This is a genomic window from Microbulbifer pacificus (assembly GCF_033723955.1).
Taxonomy (GTDB): Bacteria; Pseudomonadota; Gammaproteobacteria; order Pseudomonadales; family Cellvibrionaceae; genus Microbulbifer; species Microbulbifer pacificus.
Genome location: NZ_CP137555.1, coordinates 2,600,692 through 2,618,771 on the forward strand (window position 1 = coordinate 2,600,692; position 18,080 = coordinate 2,618,771).

13 protein-coding genes are annotated in these 18,080 nt (G+C 60.2%); 8 read left to right on the plus strand and 5 right to left on the minus strand.

The window, feature by feature from the left end; all coding sequences use genetic code 11:
* Positions 1-78: 78 nt before the first annotated feature.
* Both hutU and hutC read right to left on the minus strand, forming a co-directional pair.
* Positions 79-1,752 (minus strand): urocanate hydratase, encoded by a 1,674-nt coding sequence (gene hutU, locus R5R33_RS11210; RefSeq protein WP_318952787.1) that lies wholly within the window; start codon positions 1,750-1,752, stop codon positions 79-81.
* 318 nt (positions 1,753-2,070) lie between these two features.
* The gene (gene hutC / locus R5R33_RS11215; protein WP_318952788.1) at positions 2,071-2,799 is read right to left on the minus strand and encodes a histidine utilization repressor; all 729 of its coding nucleotides are present in this window, start codon (positions 2,797-2,799) and stop codon (positions 2,071-2,073) included.
* A gap of 181 nt (positions 2,800-2,980) precedes the next feature.
* Between hutC and hutI the strand changes: the two genes are divergently transcribed.
* The 3 genes from hutI (at position 2,981) to R5R33_RS11230 (ending at position 8,002) form a co-directional block, all read left to right on the plus strand.
* Complete coding sequence (gene hutI / locus R5R33_RS11220) at positions 2,981-4,210, plus strand: imidazolonepropionase (RefSeq protein WP_318952789.1); 1,230 nt, start codon at positions 2,981-2,983, stop codon at positions 4,208-4,210.
* Complete coding sequence (gene hutG, locus R5R33_RS11225; RefSeq protein ID WP_318952790.1) at positions 4,194-5,147, plus strand: formimidoylglutamase; 954 nt, start codon at positions 4,194-4,196, stop codon at positions 5,145-5,147. Before hutI ends, hutG begins: the two co-directional genes overlap by 17 nt.
* 365 nt (positions 5,148-5,512) lie before the next feature.
* On the plus strand, positions 5,513-8,002 hold the full coding sequence (locus R5R33_RS11230) for a TonB-dependent receptor (RefSeq protein ID WP_318952791.1): 2,490 nt from the start codon (positions 5,513-5,515) through the stop codon (positions 8,000-8,002).
* A gap of 94 nt (positions 8,003-8,096) precedes the next feature.
* Here R5R33_RS11230 and R5R33_RS11235 read toward each other — a convergent pair whose 3' ends face one another.
* Positions 8,097-8,681: an NUDIX domain-containing protein gene (locus R5R33_RS11235; RefSeq protein WP_318952792.1), complete on the minus strand. Its 585-nt coding sequence runs from the start codon at positions 8,679-8,681 to the stop codon at positions 8,097-8,099.
* Between the two features lie 253 nt (positions 8,682-8,934).
* Between R5R33_RS11235 and ampC the strand changes: the two genes are divergently transcribed.
* Positions 8,935-10,209 (plus strand): class C beta-lactamase, encoded by a 1,275-nt coding sequence (gene ampC / locus R5R33_RS11240; protein WP_318952793.1) that lies wholly within the window; start codon positions 8,935-8,937, stop codon positions 10,207-10,209.
* 107 nt (positions 10,210-10,316) lie between these two features.
* Positions 10,317-11,090 (plus strand): 4'-phosphopantetheinyl transferase family protein, encoded by a 774-nt coding sequence (locus R5R33_RS11245; protein WP_318952794.1) that lies wholly within the window; start codon positions 10,317-10,319, stop codon positions 11,088-11,090.
* Between the two features lie 26 nt (positions 11,091-11,116).
* Here the strand turns inward: R5R33_RS11245 and R5R33_RS11250 are convergent, their stop codons facing one another.
* Both R5R33_RS11250 and R5R33_RS11255 read right to left on the minus strand, forming a co-directional pair.
* Positions 11,117-11,530, minus strand: a complete 414-nt coding sequence (locus R5R33_RS11250; RefSeq protein WP_318952795.1) for a MarR family winged helix-turn-helix transcriptional regulator — start codon at positions 11,528-11,530, stop codon at positions 11,117-11,119.
* 76 nt (positions 11,531-11,606) lie between these two features.
* Positions 11,607-12,938, minus strand: a complete 1,332-nt coding sequence (locus R5R33_RS11255) for a M64 family metallopeptidase (RefSeq protein ID WP_318952796.1) — start codon at positions 12,936-12,938, stop codon at positions 11,607-11,609.
* A gap of 180 nt (positions 12,939-13,118) precedes the next feature.
* Between R5R33_RS11255 and R5R33_RS11260 the strand changes: the two genes are divergently transcribed.
* The 3 genes from R5R33_RS11260 (at position 13,119) to R5R33_RS11270 (ending at position 17,973) form a co-directional block, all read left to right on the plus strand.
* The gene (locus tag R5R33_RS11260) at positions 13,119-15,209 is read left to right on the plus strand and encodes a DUF3857 domain-containing transglutaminase family protein (RefSeq protein ID WP_318952797.1); all 2,091 of its coding nucleotides are present in this window, start codon (positions 13,119-13,121) and stop codon (positions 15,207-15,209) included.
* Positions 15,210-15,255: 46 nt separating this feature from the next.
* On the plus strand, positions 15,256-17,055 hold the full coding sequence (locus R5R33_RS11265) for a hypothetical protein (RefSeq protein WP_318952798.1): 1,800 nt from the start codon (positions 15,256-15,258) through the stop codon (positions 17,053-17,055).
* A gap of 186 nt (positions 17,056-17,241) precedes the next feature.
* Positions 17,242-17,973, plus strand: coding sequence for a TetR/AcrR family transcriptional regulator (locus tag R5R33_RS11270; protein ID WP_318952799.1), 732 nt, complete (start codon positions 17,242-17,244; stop codon positions 17,971-17,973).
* Positions 17,974-18,080 lie beyond the last annotated feature (107 nt).

The following is an 18,080-nucleotide window of genomic DNA, read 5'->3' on the forward strand; positions in this document are numbered from 1 at the left end:
GTTTGGGTGCGCTGCTTTCTGCTGGCACCGCAGCTGGATCCCGGATCAAGTCCGGGATGACGGTTTAAAAATGTTGGATCAGTCTTTCAGCATCGGCAGGTCTAGCCCCTGCTCGCGCGCGCAGTTCTTGGCGATGTCGTAACCCGCATCCGCGTGGCGCATGACGCCGGTGGCCGGGTCGTTCCACAGTACGCGGCCAACGCGTTTGGCTGCGGCTTCGGTACCGTCACACACGATCACTACACCGGAGTGCTGGGAGAAGCCCATGCCCACGCCGCCGCCGTGGTGCAGGCTCACCCAGGTGGCGCCGGAGGCGGTATTCAAAAGGGCGTTCAGCAGCGGCCAGTCGGACACTGCATCGCTGCCGTCCATCATGGATTCGGTTTCGCGGTTGGGGCTGGCAACAGAACCGGAGTCGAGGTGGTCGCGACCGATGACAACTGGCGCTTCCAGTTCGCCATTCGCAACCATCTCGTTGAACGCCAGTGCCAAGCGCGCGCGGTCTTTCAGACCGACCCAGCAGATACGCGCGGGCAGGCCCTGGAACTGGATGCGCTCGCGCGCCATGTCCAGCCAGTTGTGCAGCTGCGGATTGTCCGGGATCAGCTCTTTCACCTTGGCGTCGGTCTTGTAGATGTCTTCCGGGTTGCCAGACAGTGCCGCCCAGCGGAACGGGCCGATGCCTTCGCAGAACAGCGGGCGGATGTAGGCCGGTACGAAGCCGGGGAAGTCGAACGCGTTCTCCACGCCCACTTCGAATGCCATCTGGCGGATGTTGTTGCCGTAGTCGAGGGTGGCAGCGCCGCGCTCTTGCAGGGCGAGCATGGCCTGCACCTGGATGCCCATGGATTTTTTGGCTTCGCGCACCACCAGCGCTTCGTCCTGCTTACGCATTTCGGCGGCTTGGGCCATGGTCCAGCCTTTCGGCAGGTAGCCGTTCAGCGGGTCGTGGGCGGAGGTCTGGTCGGTGACGCAGTCCGGCAGGATGCCGCGCTCGACAATTTCCGGGAATACGTCGGCGGCGTTGCCGAGCAGGCCGACGGAAATGGCTTCGCCGTTTTCCATGGCTTCGTTGATCATCGCCAGCGCTTCGTCGAGGCTGGTGGCTTTCTTGTCCACGTAGCCGGTGCGCAGGCGGAAGTCGATACGGGTTTCGTCGCACTCGACGGCGATCATGCAGAAGCCGGCCATGGTGGCGGCCAGAGGCTGGGCGCCGCCCATGCCGCCGAGGCCGCCGGTGAGTACCCATTTGCCCTTGGCTTCACCGTCGAAGTGTTTGCGCGCAACCGCGGCGAAGGTTTCGTAGGTGCCCTGGACGATGCCCTGGGAGCCGATGTAGATCCAGGAGCCGGCGGTCATCTGGCCGTACATGGCCAGGCCTTTTTTATCCAGCTCGTTGAAGTGCTCCCAGTTGGCCCAGTGGGGAACCAGGTTGGAGTTGGCGATAAGGACGCGCGGCGCGTCGGCGTGGGTTTTGAAGACGCCGACGGGTTTGCCGGACTGCACCAGCAGGGTTTCGTCGTCCTCCAAGCGCTTCAGTACTTCAACGATTTTGTCGTAGCACTCCCAGTCGCGCGCGGCGCGGCCGATACCGCCGTAAACAACCAGATCTTCCGGACGCTCGGCGACATCGGGGTGGAGATTGTTCATCAGCATGCGCAGGGGCGCTTCGGTGAGCCAGCTTTTGGCGTTCAGCTGGGTGCCGGTGGGGGGAATGATTTTGCGGCTGGGGTCGTGGCGCTTGTCGGTCATGGTTGCCTCGTCTTTTTTCCAAATTCTTGAGTGGAATTTAGTTTTGTGGGCTTTTGGCCCGGAGTTTTAAATCTGGTTTTGTTGCGGCGGCTTGTCGGGTTCGGGGTTTCAGGACCGCTGCGAGTACATCCATGTACGCTTCGGCGCCGCCATCCATGGCGACGACGATCCTGAAACCCCAAACCCGACAAGCCGCCTTCAATTCGAATTTCTGTACTTCGATTCTCGTTTCTCGTCATCCCGGACTTGATCCGGGATCCAGTGGTCGGGCGGAGTTCCGACGCTGGATACCGGCTTTCGCCGGTATGACGCTGGGAATTAAAACCTCAGCTGTGCGCCCAATCGGTATCGGTTCCCGGGGTGTACCAGTCGCGCAAAGCTGACTGTGCCGGCACTGCTTTTGGTGCGTCGCCAAATCTGCAGGCAAGCGGTACCCGGTTTGATCTCCAAGGCTTTGCCGACCACTTCGTCCGCGCCAATCGCCTCTACGGTGGTGTCCACTTCGGTCAGTGGCGCCACGCGGGTGAGGTATTCGTTGGGGGTGGCGGCGCTGAAGTCCTGCTGCAGGTATTCCGGCACCAGTGTCGGGCTGGTATAGCGTTCCTCGAACTGGATCGGCAGGTTGTTGTCCAGGTGCACGATGATGGAGTGGTACACCGCGGCGCCTTCGGCGAGGCCGAGGGCGACGGCCACTTCGGTGTGGGCGACGGTCTGTTCCAGTTTGAGGATACGGGCGGCGTAGCTGTGGCCGCGGGCGGCGACTTCGTCGGCGATGTTGCGCACTTCCAGCAGGGAACCGGCGGGTACCGGTTCGGCGACAAAGGTGCCGAGGCCCTGGGAGCGGACGAGGACGCCTTCGTCGGTGAGCTCGGACAGGGCGCGGCGGGCGGTCATGCGGCTGACGCTGAAGTCCTGGGACAGCTGGTTCTCGGACGGCACACGGAAATGCGCGGGCCACTGGCCGCTTTCGATCTGCGCGCGGATATGCGCCTTGATCGCGGCGTAGCGGGGCTGGCTGCTTTCTGTGGCTGTCGCCTGACTGCTCATACTTGTATGGTCTTCGCCTGCTCGGGTAAAGTGCCTACCCAGTTGTACATTCTTGTATATACAAGTTTGTTGATGGCGCAACTATGGATTCAGACCTGACCGCTGTCAATAGGGGGTCAATAGGCGCCAAAACCGACAACTCGGGCTATCGTTAGAATTAACGCCAACTCAGTGAGCGAACATGACTGAACGCTGTGATCTGCTGATTACCAATGTCCACGCGGCCACCATGGACCCGTCCCTGCCGGGTGCCTACGGGGCAATTGAAGACGCCGCGGTGGCGGTGACCGGCAATAAGATTGTGTGGATTGGTCCGCGCCGCGAGCTGCCCGAGAGCACCGCCGATCAGATCATCGACGGCGAGGGGCAGTGGCTGACCCCGGGGCTGATCGATTGTCACACCCACCTGGTGTATGGCGGCCACCGCGCCGGCGAGTTCGCCCGCCGTCTCGGCGGCGAGAGCTATGAAGAGGTCGCCCGTGCCGGTGGCGGCATCCTGTCGACGGTGCGCGCAACGCGCGCGGCCAGTGCCGCGGACCTCTACCGCAAGGCCGAGCCGCGCCTGAAGGCACTGATGCACGAGGGTGTCACCACCATCGAAATCAAATCCGGCTACGGCCTCGATCTCGACACCGAGCTCAAGCAGCTGCGCGTTGCCCGCCGCCTCGCCCAGCATTACCCGGTGAATATCCTCACCACCTGCCTCGCTGCCCACGCGCTGCCGCCGGAGTACGACGGCCGCGCGGACGACTACATCACCCTGGTGTGTGAGGAAATCCTGCCCGCTGTGGCCAAGGAGCAGCTGGCGGATGCGGTGGACATGTTCTGTGAAAACATCGCGTTTTCCGTCGAGCAGTGCCAGCGTGTTATCGACGCTGCGCATCATCTCGACCTGCCGGTAAAGGTTCACGCCGAGCAGCTCGCCAGCACCGGCGCCACCCGTATGGCGGCGAAGGCCGGTGCCCTGTCGGTGGACCATATCGAATACATCACCGATGAAGATGTCGCCGCCATGGCCGAGAGCGGTACCGCCGCGGTGCTGCTGCCCGGCGCCTTCTACACGCTGAAAGAAACGCGCATGCCGCCAATCGAAAAATTGCGCGCTGCCGGTGTGCCCATGGCCATTTCCACCGACCTCAATCCCGGTACCTGCCCACTGGGTTCGCTGCGGTTGATGATGAACATGAGTTGCAACCTGTTCGGCCTGACGCCGGCGGAGGCTCTCGCCGGTGTCACCCGCGCCGCCGCCCGCGCCCTCGGTGTCTGCTGCTCCCGCGGCGTGCTGCGGGCCGGCCTGCGCGCGGACATGGTGCTGTGGCCGATGGAAAGCCCGGACCAGCTCGCGTATGAATTGGGTGCATTGCAACCTGCGGAAATATTTTTTGGGGGACGCCATGTTACAGCTGGCTGATATGCGCCTGTGGAGCGGTCGGGTCGACAGTGAAGACGGCAAGGCCGGGCGCCGCTGGCACCAGGACATAGTGCCGCTGCACCTCGATAGCCCGCCGGGCTTCGCCATTCTGGGCTTTGCCAGTGACGAGGGCGTGCGCCGCAACAAGGGGCGCGTCGGCGCCGCCAAGGGCCCGCGTATCCTGCGCCTGGCGCTGGCCAATCTGCCCAAGACGTTCGGTGCACCGCTGTATGACGCCGGCAATGTGCGGGTGGAGAAAGAGGACCTGGAATCTGCCCAGGCCATGCTCGGCGCCCGCATCACCGAGCTGATGAGTTCCGGCCACTTCCCCATGGTATTGGGTGGCGGCCACGAGATCGCCTTTGGCAGTTATCAGGGTATCGCGCGCTGGATGCGTGAGCAGCACCGGGACAGTACCCTGGGCATCATCAACTTCGATGCCCACCTGGATATCCGCCTGCCGGCGCCCAAGGGTTCTTCCGGCACGCCGTTTTACCAGATCGCCGAGCAGTGCGACGTGAATGGTCGTCCCTTCCACTACCTGTGCGTGGGCGCCGCCGCTACCGCCAACACCCCGGCGCTGTATCACCGCGCCGAGGAGCTGGGGGTGCAAGTGATCTCCGACCGCGAAATCGTGCCCTGGCGCCTGGAACTGGTGCAGAAGCAGATCGAGGACTTTATCGACCGGGTGGATTTCGTCTATCTCACCATCGATCTGGATGTGTTCCCGGCGGCGGTCATGCCGGCGGTAAGCGCACCGGCGGGTCGCGGCGTCGCGTTCGAGCTGTTCGAGCCGCTGCTGGATACGGTGCTGGAGTCGAAAAAGGTGTGCCTGGCGGATATCGCCGAGTTCAACCCCTACTTCGATATCGAGGACCACGCCGCGCGCACTGCGGCGCGGGTGATCTTCCAGATCGCCAACGGCATCAAGGGCTGACCGCACTCGCCAACTGGCGCCCCGTCTCGGGCGCCACCCACCCTTTTCCAAACCCCTCCTGAATTCGCCATCGGCGGTTGGTATTGCCCGCCAATTGGTACGCCCGTCCAGAAAGTGTGACGCGCGTCGCAATTTATTGCGGTTCACTGCGAAAAAACCGCAATAAAGTCGACACTTGCAACAAATATGTGGAATAAATTTTGCCGGTGCATAGTGGCGCCGCAATCATTGTGCTAATTTCCGGCCGCAGAACTCTGAGAATAATCCCGGGGTAGGGATTGCAGGGCAGTAGGTCGGTGAAACGTATCCGGCACCCTATAGCTGTGTATTTCGACAGAGCAATAAAAAACTTTTAGGGGATATTTATGAGCAAGTTCCAACTGAACGGGCGGCGTCCCATTGCGCTCGCGGTAGCTTTTGCCGCAGGTGCGGTGGTACCGGCTTTTGCCAATGCCGTCGAAATGGATGAAATCATCGTTACCGCGCAGAAGCGCGAGCAGAACGCGCTGGAAGTACCGGTAACCGTAGACACCTTCTCCACCGCCGATATGGAAAACACCAATGCGCTGAAACTCAGCGACATGGCGGACTATATCCCCGGTTTTGAAGCCGGCTCCGGCGTCACCCAGTCTGCGCTGAGCATTCGTGGCGTCAGCAGCTCCAACATCAGCGCCGGTGGCGACCCGTCTGTTGCCGTTTTCTATGACGACGCCTACGTGCCGGCGCCGGCCACTTCCATGTCCTTCTCCGACATGCAGCGTGTGGAAGTATTGAAGGGCCCGCAGGGTACCCTGTTCGGACGCAACGCCGCGGCCGGTACCGTCAACCTGGTACCGAATCCGCCACAGCAGGATTTCGAGGCCTTCGTATCCACCCGCGTTGGCAACTACGGTCTGACCCAGCTTGAAGGTATGGTCAATGCCCCGCTGGCGGACAACTTCTTCGTGCGCGGCAACCTGATGAGCTTCCAGCGCGACGGCTTTGTGGAAAACGTATTCCCGGGTGGCGATGACGCCGGCGCGGAAGACATCGTTACCGGTCGTGTTGCCGCCCTGTGGCAGATCACCGACAAGACCGCCGCCCAGCTGTCTTACGACTGGGACGAAGTGGACAACGCTGCGCGCCAGGCCATCGGTGTCAGCGAATACGCCTACAGCACCAATCCGTTTGACCGCAAGGTGGAAAACGACGTGGTAAACGGCGGCGAGACCCGCTCCATGTCCTCCGTCAACGCCAAGCTGACTCACGCGTTCGACGACGCCTGGAGCATGAAGTGGGTGTCCAACTTCCGTCAGTGGGAAACCACCAACCGTGAGGAAGAAGACGGCACCGCGGATATCACCCGCTACCTGGACACCAACAACGTGTTCGATTCCGATATCAGCTACCACGAGCTGCAGGTGAACTTCAGCGGCGACCGCCTGAAAGCGGTTATGGGTGCCAACTACTCCCACGAGAACATCTACCAGCGCACCGATGTGACCGCTTCCGCCGAGTCCATCACCCGTCTGGTGACCACCGACATCGTCAATAACCAGGACCTGCGCGATATGATCGCTTACGGTGCCGCCATGGAAGCGGGCGGTATGCCGGGCGATGGCGGTGTGGGTGACGCGGCCGCAGCTTACGCGCTGGGCGCGCTGGATACCGTCGACCACCTGTGGGAAGAGGGTGACTGGAACACCTTCACCACGCTGGTTGGCCTGGGCCAGGTACCGCAGGCAGACGCCTATTACGACGCGATCGCTGCCCAGCTGGGTACCGGCATGCTGTTCGGCCCGCAGGAGTTCGCCGGCAAATACTGGACCGAGTCCGTGGAAAACACCGGTGACTTCACCAACTACGGTGTCTACGCCGATTTTGACTACGAGCTGAGCGAAAACTTCAGCGTGCTCGCCGGCCTGCGCTACAGCACTGACGAGAAGTCCTTCACCTGGGAGACCCCCGGAACCAGCTTCCGCGATATGCGCGACGGTGTGGAAGAAGTGATTTTCTCTGCTGCGGACGCCTACAACGTGGGCGAGGGTGTGCGCCGCGCCTCTGACAAGTGGAGTGCCACCACCGGTCGTGTCGTGGGCCAGTACCACTTCACCGACGACGCCATGGCGTACCTGTCCTACTCCACCGGCTACAAGTCCGGCGGTTTCGACTCCCTCAACCTGCTGACCGCGGACAACCCGATCGAGCCGGAAGAGGTGGACAACATCGAGCTGGGCATCAAGGGTGATCTGCTGGAAAACCTGCGCGTGCAGCTGAGCTACTTCGACATGACCGTCGACAACCGCCAGCGCAGCGTCGAGAGCAAGCGTCCGGAATCCGCCAACGCGCTGCCGACCGTGATCAACGGCGACCAGCAGTTCAACGGCGTGGAAGTCACCGTCGACTGGATGGCAACCGAGTCCATGCGCTTCGGCCTCGTGACCACCGTGCGCGATGCGGATTCCAAGTGGGAGCCCTACTACGATGCACAGGGTGAACTGCAGTCCGAGCGCCAGAAGTCTTCCGTAGACACCGCCTACACCGTCACCTTCGACTGGGCGCCGGCAGTCTCCGTGGGCGACCTGAACCTGCACCTGGACTACATCTTCGCCGAGAACAGCGACCAGCTTGAGCCGGGCTTCGTTGCCAGCTTCAGCGACATCGAGGGCGTAGGTGCGGACGACAAGCGTCTGAACGGCCGTATGGTGTGGATGAGTGGCGGTGGCCAGTACGAGCTGGCGCTGTGGGGCCGCAACCTGCTGGACAACGAGCGCACAGGTATCCCCAGCGGTCGTACCATGTCGGTGTTCGGTACCCCCTACACCTCCGTGTCCGAGCCGCGCACCTACGGTGCCGAGGTTCGCTACAACTTCTAAGGGGTTTCATTACCCAGGGGTTGCGGGTCCAGCCCGCGACCCGGAAGTGCGAAAAAGCCGCCCGCTATGCGGGCGGCTTTTTTTGTGCTCGTGCTCAGCGCTCCGGTACCTCGGGCTCGCTGTGGGTGGGCTCCGGCGGCTGTTGCCGCGGCGGGCGCCGCGCCTCCAGATAGCGCTCGATATACGGCTTGTGGGTGTAGATCACATCTTCCGGCAGCCGGTGCAGGTCGAAGAAGCGGTAACCGTAGATTTCGCCGTCGCGGATCGCAATGTGCTGTTCCTTGAGACGCCCGCGGATGGCGATATTGATGATCCCCGAGCGCGGCACCTTGTTGACTTCCAGCACCTCGAAATCGTCGATCTTGATGTTGAGTTCCTCGCGCAGCTCCCGCCGCGCCGACTCCTCGAACGACTCGTTGCGCTCCACCCAGCCACCGGGCAGGGCCCACTTGTCCTGGTAGGTATGGCGCACCAGCAGCAACTGGTTGTTGCGTTCCACGAAATACACCATCCCCACCACAAACTTGTCGGTGAGCGCATAGGAGATATTCCAGCGGATCTTCGGCGGCAGCTTGCGGTAGAGCTCGTACTTGAGCCCGGGAAAAGCCAAAAACGCCCCCGTCACCAGCAGGCCCACTGCCAGCAGCACGAAAATGGTTCTTTTCAGGAGTGATCGCATGTTCCCGGGGCGGCTTCTTTCATGGCAATAACAGGTAGAGTGTATCCGACAGGTATCGGGGCTTTCGAGTTCTGTTTGGGAGGCGGATTTTTACCGGTACCGTTGCAGACCCGACATTTGTTCGGGCTATAGTGCTCTAAGCGCCCGCTTACCCGCTCAAGGGTCAGACAGCAATAATAATCCGCGGTTTCGCCAGTCCGGGTGTGTGATACATCCACCGCGCGATACCGCTGCCCAGCAAAGGAATGACTTAATGGCGTCAAAAACCTCGCGAATCACCCCGCCCCGAGGCGTTCTGCGTAATAGGTGCCGATTACTGGCTGGCCTGCTGATGGCCGTTGTCGCCACTTCTGTCACGGCGCAATCCCCGGCGTTGGTGGGCGAGGCTGCACCGGTCAAATCGACGCCTGCGGTGATCGAGCCGGCGCAGCTGGAAACCATTGTGGTAACAGCGATCCAGCCGCTGGTGGAGAAATATCAGGTGCCGGGCGTGGCGCTCGCGCTCACCATCGACGGCGAACCCTACTTTTTCAATATCGGCGACACGGCAATGGAGGGCGGGGCGCCGGTGACCGAGCGCACCCTGTTTGAAATCGGCTCGGTGAGCAAAACCTTCACCGCCACCCTCGCGGCCTATGCGGAAGTTAAGGGGGCGCTGGATTTTCGCAAGCCCGTGAGCGCCTACCTGCCAGCATTGCGCGGCAGCGCCATGGATTCCATCGCCGTGCTCAACCTCGCCACGCATACCGCCGGACATTTCCCTCTGCAGGTCCCGGCGGATGTGCGCAGCGACGAGCAGTTGCTGGATTACTTCCGCAACTGGCAGCCGCAATATACACCCGGCAGCAAGCGTACCTATTCCAACCCCGGTAGTGGCCTGCTGGGGCTGGTGGCCGCGCGCAGCCTGCACCAGCCCTTTGCCAGCGCAATGGAGGAGCATATTTTCCGCGGGCTGGGGCTGTCGGATACCTACATCCGGGTACCCGCCGAAAAAATGGCGGGCTACGCCGAGGGCCACAACAGCAAACATCAGCCAGTGCGTCTCGATATGGGGCTGTTGGGTGAAGAGGCCTATGGCGTGCGATCGAGCGCCGCCGACTTGACCCGCTATCTGGCGGCGCAGATGCAGCTGGTGAAGGTGAGCGGGGATCTGGAAAAAGCGCTTGCACAAACCCGCCGCGGTTATTTCGAAACCGACCACTATGTGCAGGATATGGTATGGGAACAGTACCCTCTGCCGGTAAAGGCGTCGCGGTTGCTCGCGGGTAATGCCCGGGACATGATCGGCGACCAACCGGTGGTTGCGATCTCTCCCGCGCTGGCCGTGCAGAAAAATGTACTGATCAACAAGACCGGCTCCACGGGCGGTTTCTCCACTTACGTGGCGTTTATCCCGGAAAAGCATTTTGGCTTTGTGCTGCTCGCCAATAAATATTTTCCCAACGAGGAGCGGGTGGAGGTGATGTACAAGATTCTGGAATCGCTCATGCCTGACGTCACTGCGGCGGAAACTGATGCAAAGCAGTAAGCTCCGCAGAGTTTCTTACCGGGGTTGGTGATACCGGCAGATTTTTGGCATGCTGCGTGCATTCAGTAATGCGTTTATTGGTGTACGTGGTACCGGGGAAAATTCGAATGCAGGAAGTAACAGCAAAGATTATGCCGCGGGATGACCGCCAGTTTATTGGCAAAGTGCACTCGGAAGTCGACAAAAGAACCGGCGTGCGCCTGGTTACCTGTGAATTTGATGCGGCCGGCTATCAGCCGGAGCTGTATGCAGAGCTGGGTATCGCCATGCCTGAAGCCATCGTGGGTTCGGTGCCCAAGCGTCAGGCGGAATTTCTCGCGGGCCGATATGCCGCGGCGCTGGCGTTGCAACATCTCGCCCCGGTGCGCAATCAGGATGTACAGGTTGGCATTGGTGAACAGCGCAACCCGCTGTGGCCGAGCGGTGTGGTCGGCTCCATATCCCACGTAGGCAGTGTGGCGGTGTGTGCGGTAAGCCGCCGTATGGACAAGGATTACCTGGGGATTGATGTGGAAGTGTTGATTCCCACCCGGGTCTGCCGCGAGATAGCAGCGATTGTGGCCACCAGGCAGGAGAGGGAACTGCTCAGCGTCGAGGGTCTGTCCGAGAGGGTGGCGCTCACCCTGATCTTTTCCGCCAAAGAGAGCCTGTTCAAGGCACTTTATCCGAGCGTGCGCGATTATTTCGGTTTCGAGGTTGCCGAGGCGGTTGAGCTAAGACTTGCGGACCATACGCTGGTGTTGCGCCTGGTCGAGCGCTTCGCCAACAAACACAATTTGCCGCGGGATTACCAATGCCAGTTCACCCTGGGGGAGCACTGGATCCAGTCGGTCACCTGCGGGCAATTTCCGCATCGAGCGAACCTGAAGGCGATCGACTGACCCAATCCCATGGGTTTTTGAATTGCCTATCCCAGTTTTACCAGCAACTCCACTGCCTTGCTTAGCTGGGTTTCACTCAATCCCGAAGTCAGCTCTTCGGCGATGTGCGTGAAACTCACACTGGCATCCTGGTAGAGCGACTTTCCGGTTTTCGACAACCTGACCAGGCTCTGCCTGGCATCGCGCGGGTTCTGCACCTTTTCCACCACACCGTTTTTCTCCATGGGCAGCAGCAGGCGGGTGACGCCGGATGCGCTCATACCGAGATATTCCGCGAGTTCTATTCTGGAAACCTCCTGTGGGCACTGGCACAGGTAGTCCATGACCAGATATTCGGTCAGGCTGATGCCGTGGACGCTTAAACGGTTGCCGGCCTTGCGGGCCAGTTTGGCGGAGAGAATGGCGTTCTGGATGATAAACGCTGAGCTGGTATTAGGCATGACAGTTATGCTGCATTAATAGTTGATCAAGCAAGTATATGTGCGGCATTTGTTCTGTCAAGGATAGTGTTGCCGCCTATTTTCCGACATCGCTTCCGGCAGTTGCTTCGATCACTTCGCGGATGCCATTGGCACACACGGGGCAAAACTGGTTGTCGCCGCCGTCGCGCAGCATCAGGCAGTTAAGTGTCGGCCGGTAGTACTGGGTGGGGCTGTAATTGGCTCCCTGAAAGGCACCGACTTCGTTGATGTAAGGCTCTTCCAGCAGCCAGCTCTGGTCTCCTTTCAGGGTATCGAGATAGCGCTGTTTCTGCCACGGCGTTGGCAGGGGCGTTGATGCTTTGATCAAGTGCGCCCACTTGAGATTCTTTTTATCCAGCAGTGCGGTGATATTGGGCTCGTGGGGTTCCACCACTTTTTCCGCGTCCGCGTAGCCGGGGGTTGCGTGGAAGTATTCGTCTGCGAGACCGGCGAGATGGTGGCCGAGTTCGTGTACCAGCAGGAAGCGCATGCGCGGCTCGAACACCGGAACCACGGTGTAAGCGCGATAGATGCCACTGGCACTGTAGGTGCTGGAATTGGTCAGGATCACGATATTGTCGTAGGGCACCTGCATGGCAGCGTTGCGCAGGCGATGGTCTTCCATGGTCAGCGCGTAGCGGGCCATCCCCAGTGCATTGGGGTTGACCTTCAGCGCGGTGTCGCCACCGAGCGTGGCTTCGCTTGAGGGAAGGAACAGGGCGCGCACATTGAATTTTTCCCGCAGGCTTGCGTATGGCTCGACGCCAAACAGCGTCTCACTCGCCTGCTGCGCGGCATCAAAAAATTTTTCCCGTTCTTTTTCGGTAAAGCCTTCAGCAATAAACAATAGATCCAGGTGGCTTTCCGGCGCGCCGTGAATTTCAAGATCCCGCGCGATCGTCGGCAGTTCAGATAGCGCAGTAACGGGTTTGGTATTTGCGTCGATGGAGGTCTGCCAGACGCGCTCGAAAGGCTGCCCCTCCTGATCCAGCTTTCTGCGCGAAATTATCAGAGTGGAATCATTTGCCGGGGCCGGAAAGCGCACCGATTCCTGGAAAGTCTTGCGGCTGCTGGTGGCCTCCACGCCGTGGGACCAGTCGGAATACACCGAGCTGTAGCTGTAGGAGAACCAGGGTTTCGCTGCGCCGATTTCAAACAGTTCGACCTTGTAGTCGCCCCGTTCCAGGCCATCTTGTGTGGGCCCACTCCAGCGCTGGGGTTCCTCCAGCAACTGCTCGATTGCAAAGGTTTCCGCGGCTGCGTTGCCGCCCTCATGCATGAAGTCCAGCCGCCATATGGGCGCGGGCGTAGGTGCCGGCGAACCGGCCGCAACCGGCAGGGCGATCAGGGCCGATAAGGTGAGAAGCAGCAGATGCAGGTTGCGCATGAGGGCACCAATACAAAATAAACCGGCCACACGTTAACGGCCGCGGCGCGCGACGGCAACCAGTGCAGCATTGCCGGACGTGGTACTCCCCCCATGCAGCCTATATGATGGACCGCAGGCGACAGCGCTCAATGTGCGGTCGCCTGCAGTTCATCTATTGCCTGTATGCAGTGAAAAATAATGAAGCAGATACTCCGGTCACGCCGCGTTACACCCACCCTGTGGTCATTCTTCGCTCTTTTGGTCGTTTCGTCGGTGCAGGCAGCGCCCTCAACTTCAGCGATAAAGCAGTCATCAGCCTCGATACAGCCCGCAGCCACGGCGGAATACCGGGTAGCGCCGCGCCCCGAGTGGGTACAGCCGCTGGAAATGCCAGAGGGCAGGGACCATGGCCAGGCACTGGCGGACGACGGTCTGCGCAATCTGCTGCTGGATACCCAGATCAACCTCACCGGTGACAAGAAAGAGCGTTTTTTCCGCATTGCGATGCAGCCGTTACGCCAGCAGGGTTTGCAGCAGATCTCCAGTATCAGCCTCGGTTTCTCTCCCGCTTACGAAGAACTGGTCATTCACGATGTGACCGTGGTGCGCGATGGCCAGCGCAGTGACCGGCTGGCAACCGCGGATATCAAACTGTTCCAGCGGGAAGAGGAACTGGAGCAGGATATGTACGCGGAGCACTGGACCGCGATGCTGCTGCTGAAGGATCTGCGCATCGGCGATATCGTCGAGTACAGCTACTCGGTGCGCGGCAGCAACCCGGTGCTGGGTGACAAAAATTTTGGCCGCGAATTGCTGGCCTGGGGCGTGCCCATAGAACACATGTACATCGGCCTGCTGACTCCGAAGGACCAGCCGCTGTACCTGCGCGCGAGCGACGGGACTACCGATATCCGCAAGCGCAATGAGGGCAGCCTCACCCGCTACTCGGTGGATATCCGCAACAGTGCGGCGCTGCGCCAGGAAGACGGCGTGCCCGAGTGGCTCACCCCCTATCCCTATCTCGAATACACCCAGTACGCCGACTGGCAACAGGTAAACGGCTGGGCGAACACCCTGTACGGCGCTGCTGCCGATCCGGTACCGGCGGAATTCGACCGCTGGCTGCAGGGCCTGCATGGCAGCCCCGCGCACAAGGCCGCGGCGGCAACCCAGTGGATTCAGGAACACATCCGCTATTTTGGCATCGAGCATGGAGTGAATTCCCACCTGCCTTCATCGCCGCTGGAAACCTACGACCGGCGCTTCGGTGACTGCAAGGACAAAACCGTGCTGCTGATCGCCGCACTGCGCAAGCTGGGCATCGATGCGTATCCCGCGCTGGTGTCTTCGGTGGAAAATCTGGAGCTGGACACGCGCCTGCCGTCCCCGGGACATTTCGACCACGTGATTACCACCTTCCTGCTCGACGGCAAGCGCTACTGGGTGGATCCCACGGCCACCAGCCAGAACGGTGAGCTGGAGGGTATGTCGTTGCCGGACTTTAACTGGGGGCTGGTGGTGAATGGCGAAAGTGAAAAGCTCACCAGAATTGAACCCGTAGTGCCAGCACAATTGAGCGGGCGCGTCAGTGTGGAGGAAACCTTGACGCTGGACGACAATCGCCAGTCGGCGGTGTTTGAGGTGGTCAGCCACTACGTCGGTTGGAGTGCCGAAGACATGCGTGCATATGCGGGCTACCGCGATGTGGATACCATCACCAATGATTTCCTGCAGTTTTACGCGCGCTACTTCCCCGGTATTGAAATGCTGGAACCGGTGGCCATCAGCGAAGTCGAGGGGCGCAACGAATTGCGCGTGCGGGAAAAATATCGCCTGCGCAACCTGGGTGAAAAAAGTGGTGGCCAGAACCTGCTTAAGCTTGCCGCTGCCAGCGTGGTGACAAACATCTCCCTGCCGAAAACCCGCCAGCGTGAATATCCTTTCCGCCTGCCGGGGCAGCTACAGGTGGACGAGCGCTTTACTGTGATTGCGAAAAACAGTGGCGACCTGCGTTGGTTGAACGGGCAGAGCGCCGAGAACATTACCAATCCGTGGTTTGAATTTTCCCGCGATGTAGAGAAAAGCCCGAAAAAACTTACGGTGAATTACCGCTACCAGTCGCTGGATAAGTCGGTAGCGCCGGAGCACTTCGGCGAATACCTGCAGGCCATCGACCGGCTCGACTCCGGCCTGACCTATTCCGTATGGCTGGCGCCGGCATCGGTGACGCCGAACGAGCGGCGCGACCGCGCGCGCAATCTCGCGCGAGACCTGCTCGAGCGCAAATAAGGCGCGCAAGTCAGACTCGGATAAAAATAGGCGGGTGGGAATAAATATGGTTAAGTTCAAAAAATACTGGCAGTGCGCGGGGACGGCTTCACTGCTGGTTGCACTGCTGAGCGGTTGTGCCGCACCGGTTGCTGTGGACGACGGCGCAACAGATTCCGGCGTGCGACGTGCGCAGGCATCACCTGTGCCGTCCGCTGAGGATCAGTTTTCCCTGGAAAATTATGCCGAAGCGGACGCGCAACTCGCAGCACTCGCGCAGAAAATCCGCCTGGATCCTGACTCGGTGCCGTACACGGATTTCTGGTCTGCCTACCTGCATAGCTCTCACCTGATCACCGCGGTGGATACCCGTGAGGCATTCCAGCAGGAGATGGCACAGCTCGCCGCCGACGACAGTGATTGTTCCGCGATGGACTGGGAGCTGTGGAGTGCGCGCAATTTCTTTGAGCTGGAACCGCACCTGGCGGCCGAAGAGTGTTACCAGTATCTCGGCGATACCGAACTGGCACGCCAGCATGAAAACGCCGTGCAATATATTCTGCGTGGTGTTTTGGGTAGTGGCGATGGCAAGGGTATCGATACCGCCTACGAAATCGCGTTACTGGATCACGCGGATGAAATTCTCTACCTCGCCGGCTACCAGGTGCGCGACTCGGTATTGCAGCCGGTGGCAGGTGGCGTGGGACTGATGTATGTCGTGACCGCGGAAGATCCGGAAACCGGCGTGCAGAGGGAGGTATTTTTCGAGAACGAGCGCGCAATCAATATCCTGCTAGGCGCCACCTATCCCTTTGCCGGTGTTGGTGGCAATTATGTCGCGCAGGTGCTGCGCCCGCTGGCGGAGGGCGGTACCCCCTCGGCTCAGGTGGGCCTCGGACGCATGCTGGAAGACCGAGGTGAGCTGGAGCAGGCAGCACAGCTGTTTCTGAATGCCACCAGTGCCGGCAGCGAAACCGGGGAATTCCGCCTCGGTGTACTGGCACTGTCCGGCAAGCTGGCTTCGCTGTCGCGGGAGGACGGGGTGGACTTCCTGATGTCCGCGGCGGAGAAGGGGAATGCCAATGCCATGATCGGGCTCGCGTTTGCCTATCGCCAGGGGCTCGGGGTGGAGCCGAGCGAGGAGTTGTTCGAGCAGTTTATGGCGGCGGCAGATCGGCGCCTCGAACCCGGCAGGGCGTGGATGCTGTTATCCACTTACTTTTTTGCCGAGCGCTGGGACGTTTCCCTGCAGCAGGGTATTCAGTTTGTACGCCGCGCCGCAGAGGAAGGGTTCCTGCCGGCACAACTGGTGGTATTGCAAGCGGACCTGAATCGGGAGTGGCAGAGCGCGGATCTGGAAACTCTGTTGCCACGCCTGCAACCGATTGCGGAAGCGGGAGATACCGCCGCGCAGGTCGCCTATGCAAGACGGGTGTTATCCGCGCCTTTACCACAGCCCGCGGAGCGCATTGCGCTGGCCAACGACTTCTTCGACGCTGCGCTTGCGGTGCACTCGGATGCCGCCCATGCCCTTGAGGGCGACCTGAAGTGGGCCGAGCGCGATTTCCACGGCGCAGAGCAGGCTTACTGGCAGGCAATGTCGGATACTGCGGGCCAGCTGGGCATGGCAAAACTGCACCAGCAGCAGCGCCTGCCCGGTGCCGATGCCGAGATGGCGGTGCTCTGGTACATGATGTGTGCCACTGCCGCCGATAGCGAGTGCCTTTACCAGCTGGGGAAATTGTTTCTGAATGGCGATGGCGTGGAGCGCAATCCCGAGCTCGCGCGTACCGCGTTTACCGAGGCGGCGCAGAAGGGGCACCGGCAGGCAATGTTGGAGTTGGAAAAAGGAAAATCGCGACAGTAATCGTGTTTCGCAATTAACTTGGGAAATTTGGACTATCGTCTGTAGACGAGTGTACGTCAGATGTGTGGAAGTCCGCGCAAGGCGGCGTTTCATTGCACATTTGACCAATAAATAACCTTTGTATAGGGTTGCGCCTTCATATACCTCTGTACAAGGTTTTTTCCAATTTTGCCCGAGGCTCGACGCATGGTTTCCAGTAGTGGAACTGAACAGAAGACTTCTGACCGCAGTGAGCATAAAGCCGCGGGTAACAAGAAGGCCGAGAAGCGCGAAATCGCCAAGGGCAAAATACTGCATGCCACCTTGGACCTGATCGCGGATGAGGGGCTGGCTTCCCTGTCCCACCGCAATATTGCCAAGGCCGCCGGCGTACAGCTGGCGATGACTACCTATTATTTCGGTACCCTGGAAAACCTGATCGAATCCGCGTTCGATTTACACGTTGAACGCGTGCAGCCATGGCGCGACGAAATCGAGCAGCGGGCGGACGATTGTTATCGGCAGTTTGCGTTGACCTCTGGAGGTGGCGAAACACCTGTCGAGGATATGGACGCCTATGTCGAGGCGTTGACGGCGCTAGTGGTCGAAATCATTTTCGAAGAAGCCACAGAAAAAAAGAAAATGATCTCCGCTGAATGTCAGTTTGTATTCGCGCAATACTTGCCGGATGCGCTGGACAAAAAAGTTCGTGCGCTGGATGAATCCCTGTGGGATATCGCCGAGAAAAGTTGCCGCCGACTCGGCAGCTCTTCACCGCGGGTCGATGGCCAACTGTTGCTGTTCACCATGCGCGAACTGCAGCTGATCTCGGTGAGAAGCCGGTTTCCCCCGGATCTGGAAATGATGACATCCTGTGTCGGTCGATTACTGCGTGGTTTTCAATTGCAGGACGTGCCGGCAGTGGCTGCCGATACTTAATATTGATCCTAGCGCCGGTGGCAAACGTCATTACCCGAAATCTGAGGTAATGGCAAAGTTACCCCCCACCGGCTTTCAATGGTCCCCAGTCAGTGCACGGGGGCCAT

Excerpts from the sequence above, each read along its gene's own strand:
- hutU (WP_318952787.1), bottom strand. The coding sequence starts at position 1,752 with ATGACCGACAAGCGCCACGACCCCAGCCGCAAAATCATTCCCCCCACC.
- hutC (WP_318952788.1), bottom strand. The coding sequence starts at position 2,799 with ATGAGCAGTCAGGCGACAGCCACAGAAAGCAGCCAGCCCCGCTACGCC.
- hutI (WP_318952789.1), top strand. The coding sequence starts at position 2,981 with ATGACTGAACGCTGTGATCTGCTGATTACCAATGTCCACGCGGCCACC.
- hutG (WP_318952790.1), top strand. The coding sequence starts at position 4,194 with ATGTTACAGCTGGCTGATATGCGCCTGTGGAGCGGTCGGGTCGACAGT.
- R5R33_RS11230 (WP_318952791.1), top strand. The coding sequence starts at position 5,513 with ATGAGCAAGTTCCAACTGAACGGGCGGCGTCCCATTGCGCTCGCGGTA.
- R5R33_RS11235 (WP_318952792.1), bottom strand. The coding sequence starts at position 8,681 with ATGCGATCACTCCTGAAAAGAACCATTTTCGTGCTGCTGGCAGTGGGC.
- ampC (WP_318952793.1), top strand. The coding sequence starts at position 8,935 with ATGGCGTCAAAAACCTCGCGAATCACCCCGCCCCGAGGCGTTCTGCGT.
- R5R33_RS11245 (WP_318952794.1), top strand. The coding sequence starts at position 10,317 with ATGCAGGAAGTAACAGCAAAGATTATGCCGCGGGATGACCGCCAGTTT.
- R5R33_RS11250 (WP_318952795.1), bottom strand. The coding sequence starts at position 11,530 with ATGCCTAATACCAGCTCAGCGTTTATCATCCAGAACGCCATTCTCTCC.
- R5R33_RS11255 (WP_318952796.1), bottom strand. The coding sequence starts at position 12,938 with ATGCGCAACCTGCATCTGCTGCTTCTCACCTTATCGGCCCTGATCGCC.
- R5R33_RS11260 (WP_318952797.1), top strand. The coding sequence starts at position 13,119 with ATGAAGCAGATACTCCGGTCACGCCGCGTTACACCCACCCTGTGGTCA.
- R5R33_RS11265 (WP_318952798.1), top strand. The coding sequence starts at position 15,256 with ATGGTTAAGTTCAAAAAATACTGGCAGTGCGCGGGGACGGCTTCACTG.
- R5R33_RS11270 (WP_318952799.1), top strand. The coding sequence starts at position 17,242 with ATGGTTTCCAGTAGTGGAACTGAACAGAAGACTTCTGACCGCAGTGAG.